21 protein-coding genes are annotated in these 22,707 nt (G+C 56.1%); 10 read left to right on the forward strand and 11 right to left on the reverse strand.

Translation table 11 applies throughout. From position 1 onward, the window contains the following. Positions 1-35 precede the first annotated feature (35 nt). Complete coding sequence (locus ACR0MJ_RS10440) at positions 36-1,058, forward strand: trans-3-hydroxy-L-proline dehydratase (protein ID WP_480760904.1); 1,023 nt, start codon at positions 36-38, stop codon at positions 1,056-1,058. Between the two features lie 37 nt (positions 1,059-1,095). Here the strand turns inward: ACR0MJ_RS10440 and ACR0MJ_RS10445 are convergent, their stop codons facing one another. Further along, on the reverse strand, positions 1,096-1,677 hold the full coding sequence (locus tag ACR0MJ_RS10445) for a YceI family protein (RefSeq protein WP_480760905.1): 582 nt from the start codon (positions 1,675-1,677) through the stop codon (positions 1,096-1,098). A gap of 98 nt (positions 1,678-1,775) precedes the next feature. Between ACR0MJ_RS10445 and ACR0MJ_RS10450 the strand changes: the two genes are divergently transcribed. Genes ACR0MJ_RS10450 through ACR0MJ_RS10460 form a run of 3 tightly spaced genes read left to right on the forward strand, consistent with a single transcriptional unit; the run spans position 1,776 to position 4,173 of the window. Continuing rightward, positions 1,776-2,300 carry an RNA polymerase sigma factor gene (locus ACR0MJ_RS10450; protein ID WP_255612221.1) on the forward strand — a complete coding sequence of 175 codons (525 nt, stop codon included), beginning with the start codon at positions 1,776-1,778 and terminating at the stop codon, positions 2,298-2,300. Then, positions 2,297-3,034 carry a hypothetical protein gene (locus ACR0MJ_RS10455; RefSeq protein ID WP_170611657.1) on the forward strand — a complete coding sequence of 246 codons (738 nt, stop codon included), beginning with the start codon at positions 2,297-2,299 and terminating at the stop codon, positions 3,032-3,034. Before ACR0MJ_RS10450 ends, ACR0MJ_RS10455 begins: the two co-directional genes overlap by 4 nt. 59 nt (positions 3,035-3,093) lie before the next feature. Continuing rightward, positions 3,094-4,173, forward strand: a complete 1,080-nt coding sequence (locus ACR0MJ_RS10460) for a helix-turn-helix domain-containing protein (protein WP_170611654.1) — start codon at positions 3,094-3,096, stop codon at positions 4,171-4,173. 172 nt (positions 4,174-4,345) lie between these two features. On the opposite strand, the gene ACR0MJ_RS10465 is transcribed toward ACR0MJ_RS10460, so the two are convergent. The 8 genes from ACR0MJ_RS10465 to ACR0MJ_RS10500 form a co-directional block, all read right to left on the reverse strand. After that, a complete protein-coding gene (locus tag ACR0MJ_RS10465) occupies positions 4,346-5,422 on the reverse strand; it encodes a DUF2793 domain-containing protein (RefSeq protein WP_480568649.1) in 1,077 nt (358 codons plus the stop codon). A gap of 181 nt (positions 5,423-5,603) precedes the next feature. Continuing rightward, positions 5,604-7,034 carry a mannose-1-phosphate guanylyltransferase/mannose-6-phosphate isomerase gene (locus tag ACR0MJ_RS10470; protein ID WP_480761044.1) on the reverse strand — a complete coding sequence of 477 codons (1,431 nt, stop codon included), beginning with the start codon at positions 7,032-7,034 and terminating at the stop codon, positions 5,604-5,606. Positions 7,035-7,111: 77 nt separating this feature from the next. After that, positions 7,112-8,005 carry a UTP--glucose-1-phosphate uridylyltransferase GalU gene (gene galU / locus ACR0MJ_RS10475; RefSeq protein ID WP_170407796.1) on the reverse strand — a complete coding sequence of 298 codons (894 nt, stop codon included), beginning with the start codon at positions 8,003-8,005 and terminating at the stop codon, positions 7,112-7,114. A gap of 245 nt (positions 8,006-8,250) precedes the next feature. Continuing rightward, a complete protein-coding gene (locus ACR0MJ_RS10480) occupies positions 8,251-10,056 on the reverse strand; it encodes an ABC transporter ATP-binding protein (protein ID WP_480760906.1) in 1,806 nt (601 codons plus the stop codon). A 1-nt stretch (position 10,057) separates the two neighbouring features. Then, positions 10,058-10,987, reverse strand: coding sequence for an ABC transporter permease subunit (locus ACR0MJ_RS10485; protein WP_170407802.1), 930 nt, complete (start codon positions 10,985-10,987; stop codon positions 10,058-10,060). Positions 10,988-10,997: 10 nt separating this feature from the next. Beyond that, on the reverse strand, positions 10,998-11,921 hold the full coding sequence (gene oppB / locus ACR0MJ_RS10490; RefSeq protein ID WP_170394485.1) for an oligopeptide ABC transporter permease OppB: 924 nt from the start codon (positions 11,919-11,921) through the stop codon (positions 10,998-11,000). A gap of 66 nt (positions 11,922-11,987) precedes the next feature. Beyond that, on the reverse strand, positions 11,988-13,616 hold the full coding sequence (locus ACR0MJ_RS10495) for a peptide ABC transporter substrate-binding protein (RefSeq protein ID WP_170407804.1): 1,629 nt from the start codon (positions 13,614-13,616) through the stop codon (positions 11,988-11,990). A 390-nt stretch (positions 13,617-14,006) separates the two neighbouring features. Further along, entirely contained in the window at positions 14,007-15,242 is a 1,236-nt protein-coding gene (locus ACR0MJ_RS10500) for a lytic murein transglycosylase (protein ID WP_480760907.1), read from the reverse strand. 231 nt (positions 15,243-15,473) lie between these two features. Here ACR0MJ_RS10500 and ACR0MJ_RS10505 point away from each other — a divergent pair, with 231 nt between their 5' ends. From ACR0MJ_RS10505 to ACR0MJ_RS10530, 6 genes are read left to right on the forward strand one after another with little or no spacing between them, the layout of a single operon-like run. Further along, on the forward strand, positions 15,474-16,337 hold the full coding sequence (locus ACR0MJ_RS10505; protein ID WP_480760908.1) for a cytochrome ubiquinol oxidase subunit II: 864 nt from the start codon (positions 15,474-15,476) through the stop codon (positions 16,335-16,337). Further along, positions 16,334-18,424: a cbb3-type cytochrome c oxidase subunit I gene (locus ACR0MJ_RS10510; RefSeq protein WP_170732727.1), complete on the forward strand. Its 2,091-nt coding sequence runs from the start codon at positions 16,334-16,336 to the stop codon at positions 18,422-18,424. Before ACR0MJ_RS10505 ends, ACR0MJ_RS10510 begins: the two co-directional genes overlap by 4 nt. Next, a complete protein-coding gene (locus ACR0MJ_RS10515) occupies positions 18,421-19,053 on the forward strand; it encodes a cytochrome c oxidase subunit 3 (protein ID WP_480760909.1) in 633 nt (210 codons plus the stop codon). Before ACR0MJ_RS10510 ends, ACR0MJ_RS10515 begins: the two co-directional genes overlap by 4 nt. Then, positions 19,046-19,372, forward strand: coding sequence for a cytochrome o ubiquinol oxidase subunit IV (locus ACR0MJ_RS10520; RefSeq protein ID WP_255612219.1), 327 nt, complete (start codon positions 19,046-19,048; stop codon positions 19,370-19,372). Before ACR0MJ_RS10515 ends, ACR0MJ_RS10520 begins: the two co-directional genes overlap by 8 nt. A gap of 35 nt (positions 19,373-19,407) precedes the next feature. Further along, the gene (locus ACR0MJ_RS10525; protein WP_170407817.1) at positions 19,408-20,385 is read left to right on the forward strand and encodes an HlyD family secretion protein; all 978 of its coding nucleotides are present in this window, start codon (positions 19,408-19,410) and stop codon (positions 20,383-20,385) included. Next, the gene (locus tag ACR0MJ_RS10530) at positions 20,382-21,899 is read left to right on the forward strand and encodes a DHA2 family efflux MFS transporter permease subunit (RefSeq protein ID WP_480760910.1); all 1,518 of its coding nucleotides are present in this window, start codon (positions 20,382-20,384) and stop codon (positions 21,897-21,899) included. Before ACR0MJ_RS10525 ends, ACR0MJ_RS10530 begins: the two co-directional genes overlap by 4 nt. Here the strand turns inward: ACR0MJ_RS10530 and crcB are convergent. Both crcB and ACR0MJ_RS10540 read right to left on the reverse strand, forming a co-directional pair. Further along, positions 21,896-22,258 carry a fluoride efflux transporter CrcB gene (crcB, locus tag ACR0MJ_RS10535; protein ID WP_170407821.1) on the reverse strand — a complete coding sequence of 121 codons (363 nt, stop codon included), beginning with the start codon at positions 22,256-22,258 and terminating at the stop codon, positions 21,896-21,898. The two genes, ACR0MJ_RS10530 and crcB, sit on opposite strands and share 4 nt — an antisense overlap. Further along, positions 22,255-22,662: a fluoride efflux transporter FluC gene (locus ACR0MJ_RS10540; RefSeq protein WP_480760911.1), complete on the reverse strand. Its 408-nt coding sequence runs from the start codon at positions 22,660-22,662 to the stop codon at positions 22,255-22,257. The genes crcB and ACR0MJ_RS10540 overlap by 4 nt, the downstream gene beginning before the upstream one ends. Positions 22,663-22,707 lie beyond the last annotated feature (45 nt).

Raw genomic sequence — 22,707 nt, forward strand, 5'->3', positions numbered from 1 at the left:
GACTGCGCATTATCCATCGGCTTTCCGGAGGCTTTATGCGCAGTTCCAAAACCATCCATGTAATCTCGGCCCATGCTGAAGGCGAAGTGGGCGACGTTATCGTCGGTGGTGTCGCTCCGCCTCCGGGAGAGACGATATGGGACCAAAGGACCTTTATCGCTGAAGACCAGACATTGCGGGACTTCATGCTGAATGAACCTCGCGGCGGTGTCTTTCGCCATGTGAATCTGTTGGTTCCACCAAAAAACCCCGAGGCCGATGCAGCGTTCATCATCATGGAACCAGAAGACACGCCACCGATGTCAGGCTCCAACTCGATTTGTGTCTCAACGGTTCTGTTGGACAGTGGCATTCTTCCGATGCACGAGCCTGAAACCCATCTGACATTGGAAGCCCCAGGAGGGTTGATCCGCGTCCGCGCCGAATGCCGCAATGGTAAGGCCGAACGTATCTTTGTGCATAATGTGCCAAGTTTCGTCGACAAGCTGGATGCCCGGATCGAGGTTGAGGGCATCGGGACGTTGCGCGTGGATACCGCGTTTGGTGGCGACAGTTTTGCAATTGTCGATGCCGCCGATCTGGGTTTCGAGCTTACCCCTGATGAAGGGGCTGATCTTGCAAGGACTGGCGCGCGCATCACCGATGCTGCCAATGAGCAGCTTGGCTTCGATCACCCTACTAAAGACTGGAGCCACATTTCGTTCTGCCAGATTGCAGGCCCGCTCGATCGTCAGGGCGATATTCTCATCGGACGTAATACTGTCGCCATCAAACCGGGTAAGCTGGATCGTTCACCTTGTGGCACCGGTGCTTCAGCGCGGATGGCGGTTTTGCTGGCCAAGGGAGAAATGACGATGACCGATCGCTACCACGCGCGTTCAGTCATCAACAGTGAATTTCGCTGCCGTATCGTAGAACGGCATGATCTGAACGGCCGCGTGGCGATCACCCCGGAAATCTCGGGGCGAGGCTGGATTACGGGTACGCACCAGCACATGCTGGACCCCGATGACCCATGGCCTGGCGGCTATCGCCTAAGCGACACTTGGGGGGCATAAGCCGGGGCCAAATTCGACCCCGTTCTTTTCTTAGGTTTCAGCCTTCGAAACTGAACATCAATCGTGCGGTCACCGGTACGGTGCGGGTGATGCTGGGTAGTTGTGCCAACTCCATCAGCTTGTCTACGCCTACCGAAACGCCCGCATCCTCGGTGCTGATGAACACCATGTCGTTGGTTGAAACCATGACGGCATCTTCGGCCACACGCAGGACAAACATATCGGTGTAGAATTCCACCTCGGTCCCCGCCAGAGCCAGCTTCGCATCCACCTCAATCGTATTACTGGCACCCACATCCAGCTTCGACACTTGGTCCATATCAATATTCGCGCTCAAGGTTGCGGTCGCGGCTTTGCGAAACACATACTCGATCATCCGTTCGTTACGGATGTCGATATTCGTTTCGACCGACGACAGATCGATATCGATACTAACCTTGCCATCTTCGCTGACATGACCCGAAAGGTTGGTGAAAGAATTGACCTCTCCAACATCATCGATCTTGACCGTTCCATAAGCCAGATGAGACGCATCCGGGTTTAGTGTCCAATCTGCAGCCAGACCCGGGCCTGCAATAATAGCCGACGCAATCGTGATTGTTTTGAACAGAAGTTTCATTTCTTTCCTCCAGGATCTATGACAGTTCTGACCAAGCGGGCCCGGTCCCATGTCAAAGCAAACACACACAGGTCGCGTTTTATTCGATGAGTGTTGAGATGAGCACCGAACAAGCCGTGCGCGGCGCAATCCAGACCCACTCGAAACGGGTCTGGCGGTTTGGGCTGGCTTTGTCGGGTGCGTCGGACGTTGCGGATGATCTGTTGCAGGCGACGGCATTGCGTGCGTTGGAGAAGCACCACCAGGTCACCTCGTATGAACGGCTGGACAGTTGGCTGATGACGATCTGCCGTTCAATCTGGCTGAACGAGATACGGGCGCGATCCGTAAGAAAGGCGCAGGCGCTTTCAGTCACGCCCGAGGCGGAATTAGTCGCGACAGGGCCTGATTCAGAAACGAATATTTTCGCCGCTCAGGTGTTTACTCAAGTGATGCAGCTGCCAGAGGCGCAACGTGAAACGGTGATGCTTGTGTTTGTCGAAGGCTACAGCTACCGCGAAGCTGCGGATATGCTGGACGTACCCATCGGCACAATCATGAGCCGGCTTTCCAATGCCCGGCAGAAACTGAAAACCGTTATGCAGCACGATGCGGCTGACACCGTGCAACGGAGTGGCAAATGAAGTTTTCCGACGAAACACTTCTGGCCTATCTGGAAGGCAGCCTCGATGAGGCCGAAGCCCGCGCCATCGAAGACGCGGTGGCCGAGGATTCTGCACTCGAACACCGTCTCATGGCGCTCGACCCATTTGCCCAGGTTGTGCAGCAGGCTTTTGAAGGCATTCCAACTGAGGCGCCTTCGATCGATCTGCCCATTCCGAGCGCTCAACAATCCAATGCCGGACCGCTCCGTTTGCTGACGGTCGCAGCCTCAGTTGCTGTTATTGCTGCGTCTGCAACATTCTGGGCCACGCGACCACAGGCATTGGGCTGGGCGGAGCAGGCTGCGATCTATCAATCGCTTTATTCACCGGACACGATTGCCGATCTGGACAATTCTCAGCAAACGCTGGACGCGCAGTTTGTTCAGGCCGAGGCTCAGTTGGGTCGTTCACTGAACCGGGACGTGTTGGAAACTCTGCCGGGCCTTGATCTGAAACGTGCTCAGGTACTGTCGTTCAAAGGTAAACCTTTGGTGCAGGTGGTCTTTGCTGACGCCCAGGGTAATCCGGTGGCGTTTTGTGTGATCCGGCAAGGCGCGGGAGCACCGGTCAAGGATGTGAACCTTGCGGTGCTCAGTGGTCTTGCGACAGCGACATGGGCGAATGATGGCTACGGCTATATGCTGTTGGGTGGAGATGCGCAAACAGACCTGAGTGGAGAACTAAGTGTTTTGACCGAGGCGTTCTCAGGCTGAGCGACAAGAATCCGCAAAACCACTTGTGAACCGCGGTAAATGCCCGAAGAATACCCGACATGAAGCCGAACCCTCAGATACCGGACCCGGATGATGAGGCCTTGGAAGAAGGGCCGCGCAGCATCTATGACGCCGATCCGCCGGAAGACGACGATTTGTGGTTCCTTCCGCCCGACGGCGAAGAAGACCCGGGAGAATTTCTGCCCTCTGTACCGAGACCGGACCAGCGTTTGCTGTTTGACCCAAGGGACTGGAGTGCGGCCCAATCCGAGTTATCAGCTGAACTTGCCGATCTGGCCGTGACATTTGGAGCTCTGGATGAACGTTTGCGCGCGGGTCCCAAGGGGTGGGGTCACCGTCTGGCCCTGATGGAGGTCTCGGATCTGGGCTGGTGGACGGGCGATCGGATCAGCGTCGACCGCCTTGCGCTTTGGACCGGTTTGCGGATCGGAGCAACCGGTGATGATGTGCAGGCTTTGTATCGGGCGGGATGGGCAGTGAGGCGGCTGTCGTCGGGTGCTGCGCCATCAGAGGGCGGCTGGGATGCGGGGCTGACCGCTTTTCTAGACCGTCAGGCCCAAGGTTTCGAAGATACACCCGAAGCAGTGATTGATCTGGCGGAAACCATGCGAAATGTCGCCGGTTTGCACCCGGTTACCCAGGCCGCCATCGGATTTCACGCGTGGCGCGCGTTGTCTCCTGGCATCGGACAGGATACCGAGGCCGCGGTCATCGCGGCCCGCCATGCCGCCGCGATGGGTCGAGGTGGCGCATTGTTCATGCCGCTTTCTCTGTCGGGCCCAGGTGCATTGCGGGGGGCAGGATCGTTGGACGAGAAACTTTCGGCCTGGATTCAGGGGGCAGGTCAGGCCTCACTTGCGGCTTTGCTGCATTTGGACCGGATCAGCGCTTGGGAAGGGCGCGCCCGCGACGCCATTTCGGACCTAAGCGGTCGAACCCCACCCGTGCTGATTGATGCATTAACGGCTTGGCCGATGGTTTCCGCCCCGCTGGCCGAAGAACTGACCCATGCCTCGCGTGCAGCGGCACAGCGAAATCTGGACAAATTCAGCGATAGGGGGCTAATCCGCGAAGTAACCGGGCAGGGTCGATATCGCGTATGGACGGCGGCCTTGTAACTGGCCTTGATCTGCCGCTTTCACAAAGAGTGAAATGATAGGGTTGTTAGCTGGGTTCCAGGTGTCGATCTTGGGTACAGGATAAGACAGATCTTTGCGTGTTGTCTGGATCGGTCAGAAACCAATTTGCAAGAACGATAACCGTCCGGGCGATGGCCCGAACGGTCTTTATTCAGTACCAACGTCCGACTGCGATCACTGTTGGCGCTATACTGGTAGCGTCCAAGGATGGAGCCATCACCTGATACGTCGCTTGAGTTTCTGAAGGTGCGTCAAACCCCATAAATCGGCCAATACCGCCGCCGTTCCCGCTGAGAGCGGGAGAACTGCTGTCAGCAAAGGCAATAGGGAAATCCCAATTGGCGGTACCGCTGGCGAACATACTACCAGTTGCGGTCGTGCAGGCCACCGCACTTAGAACGGCGGTGCAAATCTGGGTTCCGTCAGCAAAGCGCGTGTAGTCACCATTTGCATTGCTGCCCCTCTCGATCACCGCTCCGCTGGGTACACCGCTGCTTTCGGATACGGTGCCCAGCACATTGCCCGGTCCGTACCCGTAATCTGCCCGCATCAGGCGACCCGAGGTGGTGTCATCGGCGCTGCTTTGCACAGCCGCTCCGCTGGCTGTTCCGGTTGTGGCGTCAAACCGCAAAGCATCGACCCAGCTTCCGCCATCCTGCGAGACCTTGATTGAAAAATTTGTATCGCCGGATAGGCCCATTTCGGCATGGCCGGTCCAGTTCGATTGAAACAGCAGCGAGGCAGTATCACCGGCACCAGCCTTGTTGATCTTGAGTTGGTGGCCAGCGCCCTCATGCGTCAACAAGGTGGCAGGGCTACGTACGGCCAGACGGTTTGTGCTGTCTGATCCGGTTGCGATGCCGATCCCGGAAAGGTTCTGTGTATTGACCGGCGGGTCGATCCACGCCGACCCGTCCCAGACTTTCAACAGCCCTGCATTTTGATCCCAAGCCCGCCAGCCCATGTCGGGCGTCAAGAAATGCCACCCGTTGTCCAACCAAGCCGCCAGTTTTCCATCCTGTCCGGACCATGCTGCGGTCGGAGACGTGCCCAATGCATAGGTTTCACCCTGATCAGGAGCAGCTGGTGGGATAGTCGCGTTAACGGACGCAACGCTTAGCTGCACCACCAGATCTAGCGCACGCAGCGCTTCGTTATGGGTCACATGTTTTTGGGCCTGCGCGGGTTGCAGATAGGGCAGATTTAGACGGGGAGAGTTCTGTGGCATGGGCATCCTCCTGTGGTGTCGGTCCGATGATGATTGCGCGCCACACTGCCGTGATGTGCGTAAATCCCGCCTGACCCAGCCGAACGCCCAGGTTTCGAATTTTTAAGATTTGGTCTCAGAAATATGGAGACATCTGCCTTGCAGATGCCCCAAAACTTGGATCAGTTCTTGAAATCAGATCTCAGTCACGCGCGTAGACATCTTCGTAGCGAATAATGTCATCTTCACCCAAATAGGTCCCGGTCTGCACCTCGATAAGAACCATTGGCACTTTGCCTGGGTTTACCATCCGGTGCACGGCCCCGAGCGGCACATAGACGGATTCATTCTCAGACACGAGCTGTACCTTGTCGTCAATAGTCACCTCGGCGGTGCCTTCCACGACAATCCAATGCTCGGACCGATGGTGATGCGATTGCAAGCTCAGCGAAGCGCCGGGATGGACGTGAATGCGTTTGACCTGAAACCGATCGCCGATGACGAGGCTTTCGAACCATCCCCAAGGGCGATGATCAACGGGCAATGCTTCCGCCTGCTTGGCGCCTTTTGCCTTCAATGCTGCGACGGCCTGCTTGACGTCTTGCGCCCGGTCCATGCTGGCGACCAAAACCGCGTCAGGCATAGCCACGGTGATTACGTTCTCTAACCCCATTGCAACAACTTCTTGCGCGGGCGATTCAGAACGCACCAGCACGTTGCGACAATCTATGGCGGTCACTTCGCCGGCAGTTGCAACGCCGTCCGTATCGGGGTTGCTCAGCTCTTGTACGGCAGACCAGCTGCCCACGTCTGACCACCCGGCGGCATAAGGGACAACGCTGAGATTGTCGGCCTTCTCCATAACCGCATAGTCGATAGAGATGTCCTGAACTGTCGCCCAGGTCTCGGGATCTAACCGCAGGAAGCCCAGATCACACCGTGCATGCTCAACCGCCTTCTGAACGGGCGCAATTAGATCATGTGCATGCTGGTCGAAAGCCTCAAGGATATCTCGGACCGCGAACAAAAAGATGCCCGAGTTCCAAAGATAACTCCCTTCAGCCACCATTGCCTTGGCGTTTTCAAGATCGGGTTTTTCAACGAACCGGTCAAGTTGCACAGAAGCGCCTGACGAGTCCGGTGCTTGGGCGAGCTTAAGGTAGCCATATCCGGTTTCGGGTCGGTCGGGTGTGATCCCAAACGTCACCAGATCTCCACGCTCGGCTATTGTGCGGACCCCTTCGGCGACGGCCGCATGAAAGGCCGCACTGTCTGGAATGACGTGATCCGACGCGGCCACCAGCATCATCGCGTCGGGGTCAGTGGATGAAAGGTGCAGGGCAGCGGCCAGCACTGCAGGTGCAGTATTGCGTCCTTCGGGTTCGATCAAGATCGGACCCGGATCGACTCCGATGGCCATCAATTGTTCAGGGACAACAAAGCGGAAAGCCTCGTTGGTCAGGATCAGAGGTTTGGCGTAAGGCGTGTCGGTCGGGCCTTTCAACCGCTCGGCACATTGCTGCAGCAGGCTGGTTTCACCAATCAGCGGAACAAACTGTTTGGGGTAGCTTTTACGCGACAACGGCCAAAGCCGAGTACCGGATCCGCCACATAAAATTACAGGATAGACCATGCTCACGGTGCCTGCCCCTTCTGAACCTTTTAGCTTAAACTATTGAATTGAAATCGGAATAGCTGACACAACTAGGCCTACTGCGCGGCCCGATCAGAGGCTACGACTTCATGCAGATATTGGTTTAGGTCGTCGCGCAGATCATCGCGGGCCAATGCGAACGAGACCGTTGCTTGCAGAAAGCCAGCCTTTGAACCACAATCGAACCGCTGTCCATCAAACTTGTAGCCAAAAACAGGAACACCATTGCCTATATCCTCGGCAATTGCGTCGGTCAGTTGGATTTCGCCGCCACTTCCCTTCTTTTTCTGGTTCAGATTGTATAGAACCGAAGGACCTAAGATGTAACGACCGATCACCGCTAGATTGGATGGCGCGTCCTCGGGTTTCGGTTTTTCAACCATTCCTTTGGCACGGACAACCGTTCCAACATTCTGGCCGGTATCCAGAATACCGTAGGAGCTGGTTTTTTCGTTGGGAACTTCCATCGCGGCGACCATGTTGCCGCCGGTTTCCTCATAGGCTTCGACCATCTGCTGTAGGCAGGGTTTGTCGGCGGCAATCACATCGTCGGGCAGCATCACGGCAAAGGGTTCATCCCCGATCAGTCGACGGGCGCACCAGACCGCATGCCCCAATCCCAAAGCCTTGTGTTGACGGATATAGGCAATTGCTCCGCTTTCCATATTGGTTGCGTTCAATACTTCAAGCAGTTCGTCTTTGCCCTTGGATTTGAGGTCCTGCTCCAGCACGAGATTGTGATCGAAATAGTCCTCAAGCGCTGATTTTCCGCGCGATGTCACGAAGATGAATTCAGTGATCCCGGCCGCACGCGCTTCGTCGATGGCATATTGGACCAGTGGACGATCAACCAATGTCATGATTTCCTTTGGCACCGACTTTGTCGCCGGAAGAAACCGAGTGCCCATTCCCGCTACGGGAAATATCGCCTTGGTGACTTTGCGTACCATACTACCTCACTAATTCTTTATATTGCCGACGACTCTCGGTGATGCCGGAGCCCCACATATAATCTAAAATCCTACCAATCAATCGCACCCGGCTAGTCAGTTACGGGTTCGCTGGAATCTGCCATTAACTTAAGGGCAGAGTCAAAACGAAACACGACCGAAAGCTGGATCAATGAACCAATCCACTAATCACTTTTTCAATAAAGTTTAAAACGCGCCCGATAGATTGGATCGGGCGCGTAAGCTTATGCATTGGCCATAATCGCCTCAAGCGGATCGTGTTCGGCGACGAAGTGATCCGGGGCAATCTCACTGAGTTGAGGTACATAGTCGGTCTCACCCATAGACAATCTGCTGGGCAAAAAGCGCAAAGCTGCTTTCGGATCCATGGGAGAAGGCAATTCTCCAGGCAGTTTAAGCCGTTGGCGGCTGCGCTCGACATCCGGATCAGGGATCGGAACCGCCGAGATCAGGGACTGAGTGTAAGGATGTTTCGGTTCGGAGCAGATCACTTCACCATCGCCCAATTCAACGATGCGGCCCAGATATAGAACCATGATCCGGTTCGAAACCGCACGTACCACAGACAAATCGTGGCTGATGAAGATCATCGATAGGCCAAACACTTGTTGCAGTTCACGCAACAATCCTACGATCTGGGCTTGAATGGACACATCCAGCGCAGAGACTGCCTCGTCACAGATAATCAGTTTTGGTTTGTTGATCATGGCACGCGCGATTCCAACACGCTGGTTTTGCCCCCCGGATAGTTCGTGCGGATATCGGTTGATCATGTTGGCCTTCAAGCCAACACGCTCCATCATCTCGGCGACCAACTCTTTGCGTTCCCGCTCGGTCAGATCCGGGCGATAGGTTTTCAGCGGTTCCGCGATCGAGGCCGAGATCGTCATCCGTGGATCAAGGCTCGCCAGCGGGTCCTGAAACACGATCTGCAGGTCCTTGCGGTACTTGTTCAACTCGGCCCGTTTCAGCCCGACGATCGGATGCCCCAGCCAGCTGACATTACCCGCGCTGGGTTCGATCAGTTGCAGCACAGCCCGGGCCAGCGTGGATTTGCCACAGCCGGATTCTCCAACAACACCCAGGGTCTCGCCCTTTCGAATGTCGAAACTCACGCCATCTACGGCTTTCAGCGGCACCTTATGTCCAAAAAGACCGCCCGAGACATGGATCGGGAAATGCACCTTGACGTCATCCACTTTCAGTAACGGTTCTTCCGTCTGCGTAAGAGCTTTCGGAGCATCGCCCGCATCAATTCGCGGCATAGCCTCAAGTAGCGTTCGGGTATAATCATGCTGAGGAGAACGAAAGACTTCGCGCGTGTCACCGGCCTCGACAAACTCACCCATACGCATGACTTGAATATTGTCGCACATGCGCGCAACAACGCCCATGTCATGGGTGATCAGAGCTATGGCCGTACCTTCATCCTTTTGCAACCGTACCATCAGGTCCAGAATGTCGGCCTGAACGGTCACATCCAACGCGGTTGTGGGCTCATCCGCAATCAGCAACTTGGGATTGCACAGCATCGACATGGCGATCATCACGCGCTGGCGCATGCCGCCAGACAATTCATGTGGATATTGATCCAGCCGCCGTTTCGCTTCGGGGATGCGAACGCGATTCAGCCAGTCAAGGCAACGTTGGCGGGCAGCCGAGCCCTGCAAACCTTCGTGAACCTGTAGCACTTCGCGCATCTGCTGGCCGACCCGCAGATGTGGGGTCAGGGCGGTCAGCGGATCCTGAAAGATCATGCCGACGTCTGAGCCACGGATCTTGTTGATTTTGTTCACAGGTAGATTCAAGATTTCCTGACCATTCAGCAAAGCAGAGCCAGACGCATGGCCAGCAGAGGGCAACAGCCCCATTGCTGCCATGAACGTCTGGCTTTTGCCTGAGCCACTTTCGCCGACGATGCCCAGACATTCGCCGGGATTAATATCGAAACTGATGCCCTTTACAGCTTCAACCACGCCGTCGGGTGTATCAAATCGAACGCTCAGGTCCTTGACGGAAAATAGACTCATATCAGCGATCCTTCGGGTCCAAAGCGTCGCGTAGCCCGTCACCGATGAAGAACATGGTGATGATGATGGCGACATAAAAAGTAAGAGGGAACATCAGCTGCCAGAGCGTGCCATACGCCATGGTGCCAGCCCCTTCGGCAATCAGCCGGCCCAACGAGGTGTAGGGTTCCGATATTCCGAGGCCCAGGAACGAGATGAAGCTTTCCGTCAGGATCATCTCGGGCACCAGTAACGAAGCGTACACGATCACAACGCCCAACAGGTTGGGCAGAATGTGACGGTACATGATGGTAAATTCGCTGACACCGGCGGCGCGCGCGGCTTCGATAAACTCGCGGTTCTTGAGGGTCAGGGTTTGCCCACGAACAATCCGTGCCATCGTCAGCCAACCAACAGCGCCCAAGGCGATGAACAGCATGAAAAAGGATCGTCCCGCCACGACAAGCAGCAAAATGATGATCAGTGTTGCCGGAATTGCAAGCAGGATGTCCACGAACCGCATCATGGCACTGTCGGTGCGCCCGCCAATATATCCAGCGGTGATGCCATAGCAGGTGCCGACGATCAGAGCGGTCGCGGCCCCGATCAAACCGACCAGCAGCGATGTGGTGGTGGCCTGAATGACACGGCTGTATAGGTCGCGCCCCAGATCATCGACGCCGAAATAGTGTCCGGTTTCGATGGATGGCATCCCCATGCCGCGCACGTCCCCCATGACGTTCCAATCGATCTCTTCATTGTTCCAGACCGCGAAGTAAGGCCCAACAATCGTGAACAACACGATCAGACCCAAAATGAAAACGCTGGCCATTGCGGCCTTGTTGCGGACAAAACGTATCCGTGCGTCCTGCCAAAGCGAGCGCCCCTGAATGACCGTGTAATCAGTGATTTCCTCGGCCAGATGGGCGGCTTTTTGTGATTTTCCAAGCATTGCCTGCCCCTCAGTATCGGATTTTTGGATCGAACCAGGCATAAGCCAGGTCGGTCAGAAGGTTCACAACCACGGTCAACGCGCCGTAAAGAATGGTGACCCCTAGCAGCACAGCATAGTCGCGAGACAAAGCCGAGCCGACATAGGCCTGCCCCAGACCACCGGTTGAGAAATAGATGTCGACAAAAACCGAACCGGTCAGAACGTAGACAAAAACCGGCCCGAGGTACGAGACAACGGGAAGCAATGTCGGCTTAAGCGCATGGCGCCAGATCACGGTTCTTGTCGGCAATCCCTTGGCCCGTGCAGTTCGAATGAAGTTCGAGTTCAGAACCTCCAGCATCGATGACCGCGTAATCCTTGCGATTGAGCCCATGTAGGAGGTCGCCAACGCAATCACCGGCATCACCAGATACTGCCATTGACCGCCATGCCAGCCGCCACCCGGCAGCCACCCCAACCACAGGGTAAAGGTCAGGATCAGGATCGGCCCCATGATGAAGTTCGGAAGCGCCTGAGCGGCGATACCCAGACCCACCGCAAAGTAGTCAATCCAGCTGTTGTGTTTGATTGCAGCGGCAATTCCCAGCGCGACGCCAACGGATGTTGCCACCAGAAAGGACAACGAACCATAGGTTAGCGAAATCGGGAAACCCTGCGCGATGATGTCGTTCACATCCCGATCCTTGAATTTGAAGGATGGTCCGAAATCAAAATGCACCACGATGTTGTACAGATAGTCCCAAAGCTGTTTCCACAGCGGTTGGTCCAATCCATAACGCGCCTCGATATTGGCCAGAACCTGCGGCGGCAATGGCCGTTCCGAGGTGAATGGCCCGCCAGGCGCGATGTGCATGAGGAAAAAGCAGGCGACGATCAATAACAGGATCGTCGGAATAGCGACCAGCAGCCGCTTTATACTGTAGGCAAGCATTTCATGCCCCCGTGTTTATTGGCCCTGCCCCGGATGTCTCCGGGGCAGGGCGTGGTTCAAAGACGATTATTCAGCGAGCTTGTAGAGGTTCTTCGAGTACCAGTTCTGCTCGACGTTGTTCACCGGCCAGTTGCCTACATCGCTGTCCATCATATAGACGCCTGCGTAGTGATAGATCGGGATCACAGGCGTTTCTTGGGCGATGATGCGTTCAACTTCGGTGTAAAGCGGAGCCGGATCGTCCGAGGTTTTGGCCTCGGCCAGCAGCTCATCAACGCGCGCGTTGGCATATTTGCCGTCATTATAGCCCGAGTCCGACTGCAGCAGGTCCAGGAAGGTCGACGCTTCGTTATAGTCTCCGCACCAAGCACCACGTGCCAGCTCAAAGTTTTGGTTGCCGCGCTCCTCGAGGAAGACTTTCCACTCCATATTTGCCAGTTCGGCGTTCACGCCAAGCTTCTGCTTCCACATCTGGCTCAGCGCAACGGCGACCTTCTTGTGGTTTTCCGCGGTGTTATAAACCATCTGGAAGCTCAGAGGGTTGTCAGGCCCATAACCTGCTTCTGCTAGAAGCTCCTTCGCCAACTCGTCGCGTTCGGCTTGGGACATGGATGCCATTTCAACGGCCGGGACAGTGAAGCCTGCGGTTGCTTCGGGGGCGAAGGTGTAGGCTTCGGGCTGACCGCCTGCCATCACTTTTTCGGTGATGATCGCACGATCAACGGCCAGTGACAGGGCTTGGCGGACGTTCGGGTCCTTGAAAGCCTCGGGGCCACCATCAGACAGATTGAAGGTGTAATAATAGTTGCACAGGCGTGGGAAGCTGATGGCTTCTACGGGGTGCTCTTCCTTCAGACGTGGGTACTGGCCGGCTGGAATTTCGGTGCGGTCCAGTTCGCCAGCCAAATAGCGGGTCAGGGCGACGTTTTCATCATTGATGACCAGCGCCACGACCTTGTCGATGATGGTGTTATCGTTGTCCCAATAGGCGGTGTTGCGTTCACGTACCGAGCGTTCTTGCGGCAGGTGCTCGGTCAGAACATATGCGCCGTTCGAGACGATGTTTTCCGGTTTGGTCCAGGCGTCACCAAATTCTTCGATCACTTTCTGCGGTGCCGGGAAGGTTGTCGAATGTGTGGTCATCTGCGGGAAATAGGGAAGGGGGGCGCTCAGGCGGACTTCCAGCGTTTTGTCGTCGATGGCTTTGACACCCAACTCATCTACCGGTTTTTCGCCCGCGATGATCTCGGCAGCGTTTTCGATCGACATCAGTTCCATGAACCACGCATAGGGCGACGACAGTTCGGGATCGACGGCGCGCTTCCAGGCATACACAAAGTCACCTGCGGTCACCGGATCACCATTCGACCACTTCGCTTCATCGCGCAGAGTAAAGGTGTAAACGTCCTTGGTATCGTTGACCGAGAATTCGGTGGCGACACCAGGAACCAGGTTACCGTCCTCATCCTGATTCATCAGGCCTTCAAACAGATCGCGAACAATTTCTGCACCCGACACATCTTCTACGACTTGCGGGTCGACCGAGCTGTGTTCATCGAGAATCCGATAGGTGAAGGTCTGATCGTCGGCCAGGGCTTCTCCGGTTTCGGGATGTGTACCGGCAGCAATTGCAGCACCGGTAATGATGGTCGAGGACAACAGTCCTGCCAAAGAGGTTCTGATTATTTTGTTCATGTGTTTACTCCCATTTGTATGGTTTCGAACGTCCAAACCGCATTCGCGGTGGGCGCTTGTCTGCCATTTTGTCTCCGGCAATTGTCTGGACTTTACCTTGATCTAGATCGTGCCAAGATCGATAATTTCGGCATTCATGCATCAGGCAATGTCGGAGATCCGAATGCGAAAGCTATCTTTCACTGCCCATGAACCTGTCAGTTTTGAAGCAAAGGTAAAGGGTTTTGCGGTGGGTGAAGACCACAAAGGCTGATTAGAACCGCAGCCGGCGGAGGTGTTAAAATTTTATTTTGAAACGCTTCGTGGCAGTGACATTTTCGTGAAGCTCAACATATCACCGTGGGTGAATGTGTTCGCATTGATGCTCGTAAATGGCGAATCAGTACGCTGCTACGGCTTCAGAACGGCCTTCAATGAGGCATCGGGGAAGCAGGTTGGTGTGCTTCCAGAAGCCTCTTGCCAGCGCCCGATCGAGCGTCGGGTTTTGTATCCGGGCAGGCCATCGACGCCACCGACGTCATGACCCTGTTGAACAAGCACCTGCTGCATGCTGGCGACATCTGAGCGATAGAGATTGCCGACATCGCCCCAACGACCCCGAAAATCGCCAACTCCGTATTGGATGCGATCGCCGACATGACCCACAAACAGCGCATAAAGGTCGCTGGTGTTATAGTCTTTGAGGACATAGAAATTGGGCGTTACGATAAAGGCCGGACCGCTACGACCGGCAGGCATCATAAGATAGCCCTCGGCATCAAGTTCATGTGCCGGAAAAGGTTTGCCGGAAACGCGATTTACGCCCATGGCGACCCAATCGCGGATCAACCGCCCCTGATCAGGGCCCTCCAACGCGCAAGAAACGGTCGTGGGTAGGATAACTTCGAACCCCCAGTCGCGGCCTGTCACCCATCCGTGCTCGTCAAGATACGCGCCGATTGATGCAATCGTGTCCGAGGCTGAGCCCCAGATATCAGTTCGGCCATCGCCATCGCCATCGCGCGCGTAAGTCAGAAAATTTGTGGGCATGAATTGAGGCTGCCCCAAGGCACCCGCCCAACTGCTTTTCAGTGCGTGGCCTTGGCCGTGACCGGATTCAGCGATCTGTAGCGCAGCAATCAGTTCAGCCGTGAAATACTCTGCCCGTGTGCTCATGAACCCTTTGGTGCCCAGCACCTGAAACGCATTATGGCGGATCGGGACTTGTCCGTATCCGCTTTCGCGGCCCCAGATGGCCAGTATGATTCGGGCGGGTACGCCGGTTTCTGTCTCGACACGTGATAGCGTGTCCGCGTGGCGCTTAGCCATCTTGCGACCGACGGAGGTGGCACCCTGGACTGATCCGGCATTGAAATAACGACCAGGTGAGCCGAACTCGGCCTGCCGTTGTTGCTTGGGTGTCTTTTTAGAGCTGCCCGGCGGAACCAGGTCAGGAAGGTCCCAGTTTAGTGTTACCCCGTAAAAGGCACTTTGGAATGTGCGTTTCGAAACGCCCTTGGCTTTTGCCTGAGGCCATATGGTCTGTTGCAGCCAGCTCTGAAACTGACGCTCAACCGCAGCGCGATCCTGCGCGGCCGAAGGGGCCGCAAGACAAAGCAGGGAGAGGAGAGCAAGAACCAAACGCATATGATTGGTCTCGCGCGCGCTTGACCTCATGTCAACAGCGGCGGCGCAGGGTGATTTTGGAAAAGTTCTTGAGAAAATCCGTGGCTCTGCCGATAGTTGCCGGGAAACCCCGCCGCAAGAGGATCATCAGGTGTGACCTTGTCTCGGATACATTCAGTCGCTGTGCCAGCCTTGGTGATCTTTGTTGCTCTGTTGTTGACGGCTGAGTCTGCCGGGGCGAGTGATAGCTTCATGGACCCCCAAGGCCCGATTGCAGCGGTGCAAAAGACACACCTTTTGCGCGCGACGGCTCTTATCCTGATCGCTGTGATACCGGTTCTGGCTCTGGTGCCGCTGATTGCCCTGCGTTATCACCGACGTAAGGGTGGAAATGCTGCATACACGCCGCATTGGGATTTTTCGGCGAAGCTTGAATTTCTGATGTGGGGCGTCCCGGTCGTGATCGTGATGATCCTGTCTTTCTATCTCTGGAAAGCGACACATCGTCTTGACCCTTATTCGGCCCCTTTTGGAGAAGAGCCTGCCCTAAATGTGCAGGTGGTTGGCCTCGATTGGAAATGGCTGTTCATCTATCCAGATCATGGCATCGCAACGGTGGGAGAACTGGGCATACCGATCAAACAGCAAGTTGCGATGACGCTGACCACAGACACGGTGATGCAGTCGTTTATGATCCCGGCGCTGGCAGGGCAAATCTATGCCATGCCGGGGATGACGACTCGGCTACACCTGGTGGCAGACTCGCCTGAGACGATGCAAGGCGAGAACACCCAGTATAATGGCCGAGGATTCACAAAGCAGAAATTCCTGGCGCAAGCGATGCAGCCCGAGGATTTTCAGGCATGGGTCGCCAGTGTAAAAGCGCATGGCATACCGTTGACCGAAAGCACCTATCGGACGTTGGCGATGCGTACGGATCGGGATGAGGTGCAGGCGGCATTGGGCACAGAACTCATGCCGCTGAATGCGCTTTATTTCACGCTGGAAGAGGGCGACCTGTTCCATTCGATCCTGCGTCGTTACCACAGCGGAGAGCCTCTGCAGTTGGATCAGCAACCCGGAACGGCTGAATACGGGCAGGAGGCAAGCCAATGACAAATGCCGAGACCGGCTTCTTCGGTCGCCTGAGCTGGGATGCATTTCCCATTGCTGGACTGATCCAGAACCCTGGCGCAAATGAGATCATTGCAAACGCTGCTGCTGCCATTGTGATCGTGGGCGTAGTGGTAGTGATTGGCATCCTGACGTGGTTCCGGTTGTGGGGCCCGCTCTGGCGCGATTGGCTGACCAGCGCTGATCACAAGAAGATCGGCATCATGTACATTGTCTTCGCCATCGTCATGCTAGCGCGGGGCGTCCTGGAAGGCGTAGTGATGCGGGCCCAACAGGCGGCGGGACCGGGGGACGGATTTCTGGAACCCGAGCATTTCGCGGAACTGTTTAGCACTCATGGCACCATAATGGTGTTCTTCGTCGCGGTACCTTTTGTCTTTGGCGTCGCTAATTACATAATTCCACTCATGATAGGCGCGCGCGACGTGGCCTTTCCGGTGATGAACCAGATCGGGCTTGGTCTGACCGTCTCGGCCGGGCTGATGCTGATGGTCTCGCTGGTGGTCGGAGAGTTCTCGACCGGTGGCTGGACCGCCTATCCACCCTATACCGGAGCAGCTTTTAATCCCGGCGTTGGGCCGGATTACTGGATTTGGGCCATCGTGGTCTCTGGCGTGGGCACAACACTGACTGGCATCAACTTTGCCGTCACGATCTACAAGCTGCGTGCGCCGGGGATGAAGTTCATGCGGTTGCCCATGTATTGCTGGACGATAATCTGCAGCTCGATTCTGATCATCTTTGCCATGCCCCCCCTTGGTGTAGCTGCATTGTTGCTGGCCGCTGACCGATATCTCGATTTCCACTTCTTCACCAATGACCTTGGTGGCAACATGATGAACTATGCCAACCTGTTCTGGCTGTTCGGTCACCCCGAGGTCTACCTGCTGGTCCTGCCCGCCTACGGCATCTATTCCGAAGTCTTTGCCACCTTTTCGGCCAAGCGGCTTTATGGCTACAACTCACTGGTCATCGCAACAATGTCGATTGCGGTCATGTCCTTCACGGTTTGGTTGCATCATTTCTTCACCATGGGGCAAAGCGCTCTGATCAACGCGGTGTTCGGGATTGCCACGATGCTGATCGCCATTCCGACCGGGGTAAAGGTCTATGACTGGATGGCGACTCTGTACCGTGGGCGGATTCGATTCTCGGTCCCGATGCTTTATGGCCTTGCGTTCTTGATGTTGTTCGTCATCGGCGGCCTCAGCGGAGTGGTTCTTGCCAATCCAACCGTCGACTATCAGGTCCATAATACGCTGTTTCTGGTTGCTCATTTCCACAACGCGTTGCTACCCGGTGTGCTGTTCGGGTTGCTCGCCGGCTATAACTACTGGTTCCCCAAGGCCTTTGGGTTCCGTCTAAACGAGTTCTGGGGCCGCGTTTCGGTTTTCTGCTGGACGGTTGGGTTTCTGCTGACCTTCATGCCGCTCTACTTCGTTGGTCTGATGGGCATGCCCCGCCGGTCGTTCAGTTGGGAGGATCCCAGCTTTCACCCCTACATGATCACCGCCGCTATAGGATCGCTGGTGATTACTTGCGGGTTGCTTTCGATCCTGGTCCAATTGTGGGTCAGTATACGCGACCGAGAACAGACCCGCGCACCGGTCGGTGATCCTTGGGACGGGCGCACGCTGGAATGGTCGATCCCGTCTCCGCCGCCGCCCTACAACTTCGCTATTATTCCGCAGGTTAGTGACCGCGATGACTTTGCTGCAGCTAAGGAGCGCGGACAAGCCTATCCTGCACCCGCGGCCTACGAAGATATCGAGATGCCGCGCAACACCGGCATCGGGTTTATCCTGTGCGTGCTCAGTGGCATCTGGATGTTCTCTCTGGTCTGGTGGATCTGGTGGCTGGCAGCACTGATGACCATCGCGATGATCCTCGCCATTATCATCTGGAGTTTCGACACCAGCACCGAGGTCATCATCCCCGCCGAAGAGGTCCGCAAAGAACACGAGGCGTGGTTGGCGCTGGTCCACAGCACCGCCGCTGTGGATCGCGATCATGAAAGTACACCGGAAAATCGCGGCCTCGCCCGCCCGGATATGGAGGCCGTGACATGAGGCGCGCACCCAAGCACAGCTATCCGGGGATAAACCTCGGCGAGGACCACGCCAGCGCCCACAAGGCGACCGAGGTCGTCACTTTCGGCTTCTGGGTCTTCCTGATGAGCGATCTGGTCTATTTCGGCCTGATGTTCGCGATCTATATCACCATGATAGACGCGCAGGCCGGCGGTCCAGGCCCGCATGAGCTGTTCGACCTGAAAAGCATCTTTGCCCAGACTCTCATTCTGCTGACCAGCAGTTTGACCGTCGGGCTGGCGATGTTGGCGCTGAAATACAACCTGCCTCGGGCACGGATCGTGCTGTGTTTCGGAGTGACTCTGTTGCTGGGGCTCAGTTTTCTGGTTTTGGAAATCCGTGATTTCATGAACATGGCAGCCCAAGGCGGTATCCCACAGCGTAGCGGGTTTTTGTCGGCCTTCTATGGTCTCGTACCGCTCCACGGCTTGCATGTTGCAGCCGGGTGTCTGTGGCTAATCGTGCTGGGTATTCAGCTGCGTATGTTCGGGCTGACCGATCTGCTGATGTCGCGTATGGTGCGGTTGGCGCTATTCTGGCATTTCCTCGATCTTATCTGGATCGGCATAATAACCATCGTGTATTTCGGAGGGCTGGCCTATGGATAAACGATCCGAGATGCATCACCGCGAACGGCGGCGTTACGTGATTGGCTATGGTGGGTCACTGCTGCTCACGCTGGTGGTATTTGTGATCGCCTATCATTTCGGTATTGAAACACCAGGCGTCTATATGACCATAGGCCTTCTGGGGTTGGCACAACTGGTTGTTCAACTGATCTATTTTCTACACATCGACCGCCGCCGCAGCAGCCGAGAGGATCTGGACCTGGTTCTGTTCTCGACACTTGTTCTGCTGATTATCATCGGCGGGACAGTTTGGATTCTGGGCAATCTGGCCATGCGCATGCATATGCAGGTGATGTGAGGTCGCTCGCTTAGGCACCAAAAAGGAAGCTGCTTATGAAGTCATTCAAGGCAATTGCCGCCGCAGGGATCCTGGTCACGATTGCTGTTGGATTGTTCCTTTTCTGGCGGCATGAAGAGCGGTATCCGTCAACAAAAGACGCCTATATCGGCGCGAATATCATCTATGTGGCCGCACAGGTGACCGGGCAGGTTTCAGACGTTGCGGTGGTCGAAAACCAGCCGGTCAATGCAGGCGATTTGCTATTCTCGATTGATCCGACACAGTTCCAAGCCTCGGTCGATCAGGCCAAAGCTAATCTGGACAGTGCCATTCAGCAGGCTGACTCCTTCTCGAACCAGATCACCGCTGCACAGGCCGCTGTCGAAAGCGCCAACTCTTTCTACGAAACGGCTCAGAGCAATCTTGAACGCGCCCGAGCTTTGTTTTCGGACGGGGACCTCGCGCAGGCCTCGCTGGACCAAACTACATCCGAATTCGCACAGGCTTCGGCCCGGTTGACCACCAGCCGGTCCGAGCTTTCCGCATTGCAAAGTGGTCTCGCGGCCCGGCAGGACAATGTGTTGTCCTCACAGGCTGCGTTGGAAATCGCGCAGGCCGATCTTGTCTGGACCAAGGTCTATGCCGCGGCCGATGGCTGGATCGCAAATCTGACGCTGCGGCCAGGGTCGTCTGTCTCGGCCAATGCGCCGCAATTTTCCATTGTCGAGTCGTCTGACTGGTGGGTCGATGCAAATTTCAAGGAAACATCACTGCCACGCATCCGACCCGGTCAGCCGGTCACAGTGCAGGTGGATATGCTTCCAGACACGACCCTGACCGGCAAGGTTGCGTCGATCGGTCGAGGCTCGGGCGATACGTTTTCGTTGTTGCCGTCCGAAAACTCCAGCGGCAACTGGGTCAAGGTCACTCGACGTTTCCCGGTGCGGATTGAGCTTGATCCAACTGATGCTCCGCTACGTGTAGGAGGCAGCAGCAAAGTTACGGTGGATACAACCGGAACCAGCCAATGACTGATGCCGGCCATATCAATCGCGTGATTGTCGTGGCCGTCGTGCTCAGTGCAATTCTCGAAGTTCTGGACAGTACCATCGTCAATGTTGCGTTGCCGCATATTCAGGCGGCTTTTGGGGCCACAACCGATCAGGCGACATGGATCTTAACCAGCTATATCGTCTCAGCCGTTGTGGTCATGCCGCTGACCGGGTTTGTCGCGCGTCGGGTCGGGCGGCGCAGGCTGATCCTGACTGCGGTCACGGGTTTTGCCACAATGTCTGTCATGTGCGGCCTGTCATGGAGTCTTCAGACTATCGTCGCGTTCCGCCTGGCGCAGGGGATGTTCGGCGCGTTCCTGATCCCGTTGTCGCAGTCCATCCTGTTTGATGCCTTTCCGCGCGAAAAACGGGGGCAGGCCATGGCGGTCTTTGGCTTGGGCGTCGTGGTCGCACCAGTGTTGGGCCCAACTGTAGGCGCAGTCCTGACAGAGTATTTTTCGTGGCGAATGGTGTTTTTCGTCAACCTTCCGGTCGCTGCCATGGCCCTGCTGCTTTTGGCGGGCGAGTTGCCGGACGACAAAACCGAAGAGGTGCGCATCGACTGGAAAGGTCTGGCGCTGCTGGCACTTGGCATCGGATGCCTTCAATTCATTCTTGACCAAGGTGAGACCAAGGACTGGCTGTCATCGAGGATGATACAGCTGGCGCTGATCGCTTCGGTTCTTGGGGCGCTGGGGTTCATAGTCCATTCTCTGACATCCCGGCATTCTGTCGTTGATTTGCGCCTTTTTGCGGATCGCAACTTTGCCCTGTGCAACCTGGTGATAGCGGGGTTCGCGATCTCATTGTTTGGCGGGATCGCCATACTGCCAACCTTTGTGCAAAGCCTGCTCGATTACCCCGTGATCGAATCCGGTCATTTGTTCATACCGCGCGGGATCGCCGCAGGTGCATCGATGGTGCTGACCGGGGCCGTACTGGTCACCCGGTTTGATCCACGAGTTTTAGCCGGGTTGGGGATGCTGTTGACAGCAGTGGGGAATTTCATGTTGGGCACACTCAACCTCGACGCCGGTTTCTGGCAACTGGCTTGGCCGGGCTTTGTCAGTGGTCTGGGGATGGGGCTGGTGTTTGTGCCGATGTCTATTCTGGCATTCGAGAGCATCAGTAAATCAAGGCAGGATGAGGCCTCGGGCCTATTCAACGTCACCAGGCAGCTTGGCTCTTCGGTAGGTATTTCATTGGTGGGGACTTGGGTCGTGCGAGGCCTGCAAACCAATACGGCAGTGCTCAGCCAGAATGTGACACCCTACAATCCTGCTGCACAGGCTTATCTTGCGCGGCTGGGGCTGACACCCGATAGCGCCCAGGGCGCCGCCATTTTGGGACAAGAGATTGCTCGGCAGGCCGAGATGATCTCGTACCTTACAGTATTCAACAATCTTGGACTGCTGGCGTTGGCCACGATCCCACTGTTGTTCTTCTGCCGCGCGCCCAGGCCCGACCAAAGGGCTGCAGCACCCGTTCACTAGCGCGTCAGAACAAGGCCCAGCCATAGCGCGAACCAGCACAAGACGAGGCTGAGAGCGATGTTACCGGCAGCAAATACGATCGTCCTTTCACGGTGCAATTGCAGCGATTGATAGGCGAAGCTTGAGAATGTGGTGAAGCCGCCGCAAAACCCGAATACAAGGCGTTTTTCCTCTTCGCCCATTTCTGCAGAGCCACCCAGATAACCAATCCATAGACCCAGCAGAAGGCTGCCCAGAACATTCACGATCAGGGTCGAGTACGGCAGATCATGCGTCACCCGAAGCGCCAGCCAATGCCGCAGTACAGCCCCCAATCCTCCGCCCAATGCGAACATGGCATGCAGATACAAGGTCGTCATTCCGATGTTTCCCGGGAATGATGCCGCCGACCCAGCGCTTCCCCAAGAACCGCCGCCGTAATACCAAATGCGATCTCCGCGCTTACGGCGATAACCACAAACCAATTCCCGGTTTCTGCCAGTCTTTCCAGCTCGGCGACGAATGAGGAAAACGTCGATAGCCCACCGCAAAATCCAACGGCCCCTAGATGCAGGACGTGGGCGTGGACACGATTTCGAATGGCATAGAGCCAACCTAGAACGAAACAGGCCGCAACATTGATGCCGAAAGTCGCGGTTAGGAACGGAGCGCCGGGGATCTCCAGCGAAAATAGCTCGCGCAGCAACGACCCTGCAGCACCCCCCACAAAGACGGCTGTATACATCAGGGCGCGATGCCCGAATACAGGCGCTGTTTTCGACACTGCGGTTGATCCTGCTCTGACCAGCGTTTCATTTTGCATACAGAC

It is taken from the genome of Ruegeria sp. C6 (assembly GCF_056537625.1).

What these genes read in the sequence shown, in the direction of transcription:
- ACR0MJ_RS10440 (WP_480760904.1), top strand. Translation starts at nt 36, where the DNA reads ATGCGCAGTTCCAAAACCATCCATGTAATCTCGGCCCATGCTGAAGGC.
- ACR0MJ_RS10445 (WP_480760905.1), bottom strand. Translation starts at nt 1,677, where the DNA reads ATGAAACTTCTGTTCAAAACAATCACGATTGCGTCGGCTATTATTGCA.
- ACR0MJ_RS10450 (WP_255612221.1), top strand. Translation starts at nt 1,776, where the DNA reads ATGAGCACCGAACAAGCCGTGCGCGGCGCAATCCAGACCCACTCGAAA.
- ACR0MJ_RS10455 (WP_170611657.1), top strand. Translation starts at nt 2,297, where the DNA reads ATGAAGTTTTCCGACGAAACACTTCTGGCCTATCTGGAAGGCAGCCTC.
- ACR0MJ_RS10460 (WP_170611654.1), top strand. Translation starts at nt 3,094, where the DNA reads ATGAAGCCGAACCCTCAGATACCGGACCCGGATGATGAGGCCTTGGAA.
- ACR0MJ_RS10465 (WP_480568649.1), bottom strand. Translation starts at nt 5,422, where the DNA reads ATGCCACAGAACTCTCCCCGTCTAAATCTGCCCTATCTGCAACCCGCG.
- ACR0MJ_RS10470 (WP_480761044.1), bottom strand. Translation starts at nt 7,034, where the DNA reads ATGGTCTATCCTGTAATTTTATGTGGCGGATCCGGTACTCGGCTTTGG.
- galU (WP_170407796.1), bottom strand. Translation starts at nt 8,005, where the DNA reads ATGGTACGCAAAGTCACCAAGGCGATATTTCCCGTAGCGGGAATGGGC.
- ACR0MJ_RS10480 (WP_480760906.1), bottom strand. Translation starts at nt 10,056, where the DNA reads ATGAGTCTATTTTCCGTCAAGGACCTGAGCGTTCGATTTGATACACCC.
- ACR0MJ_RS10485 (WP_170407802.1), bottom strand. Translation starts at nt 10,987, where the DNA reads ATGCTTGGAAAATCACAAAAAGCCGCCCATCTGGCCGAGGAAATCACT.
- oppB (WP_170394485.1), bottom strand. Translation starts at nt 11,921, where the DNA reads ATGCTTGCCTACAGTATAAAGCGGCTGCTGGTCGCTATTCCGACGATC.
- ACR0MJ_RS10495 (WP_170407804.1), bottom strand. Translation starts at nt 13,616, where the DNA reads ATGAACAAAATAATCAGAACCTCTTTGGCAGGACTGTTGTCCTCGACC.
- ACR0MJ_RS10500 (WP_480760907.1), bottom strand. Translation starts at nt 15,242, where the DNA reads ATGCGTTTGGTTCTTGCTCTCCTCTCCCTGCTTTGTCTTGCGGCCCCT.
- ACR0MJ_RS10505 (WP_480760908.1), top strand. Translation starts at nt 15,474, where the DNA reads ATGGACCCCCAAGGCCCGATTGCAGCGGTGCAAAAGACACACCTTTTG.
- ACR0MJ_RS10510 (WP_170732727.1), top strand. Translation starts at nt 16,334, where the DNA reads ATGACAAATGCCGAGACCGGCTTCTTCGGTCGCCTGAGCTGGGATGCA.
- ACR0MJ_RS10515 (WP_480760909.1), top strand. Translation starts at nt 18,421, where the DNA reads ATGAGGCGCGCACCCAAGCACAGCTATCCGGGGATAAACCTCGGCGAG.
- ACR0MJ_RS10520 (WP_255612219.1), top strand. Translation starts at nt 19,046, where the DNA reads ATGGATAAACGATCCGAGATGCATCACCGCGAACGGCGGCGTTACGTG.
- ACR0MJ_RS10525 (WP_170407817.1), top strand. Translation starts at nt 19,408, where the DNA reads ATGAAGTCATTCAAGGCAATTGCCGCCGCAGGGATCCTGGTCACGATT.
- ACR0MJ_RS10530 (WP_480760910.1), top strand. Translation starts at nt 20,382, where the DNA reads ATGACTGATGCCGGCCATATCAATCGCGTGATTGTCGTGGCCGTCGTG.
- crcB (WP_170407821.1), bottom strand. Translation starts at nt 22,258, where the DNA reads ATGACGACCTTGTATCTGCATGCCATGTTCGCATTGGGCGGAGGATTG.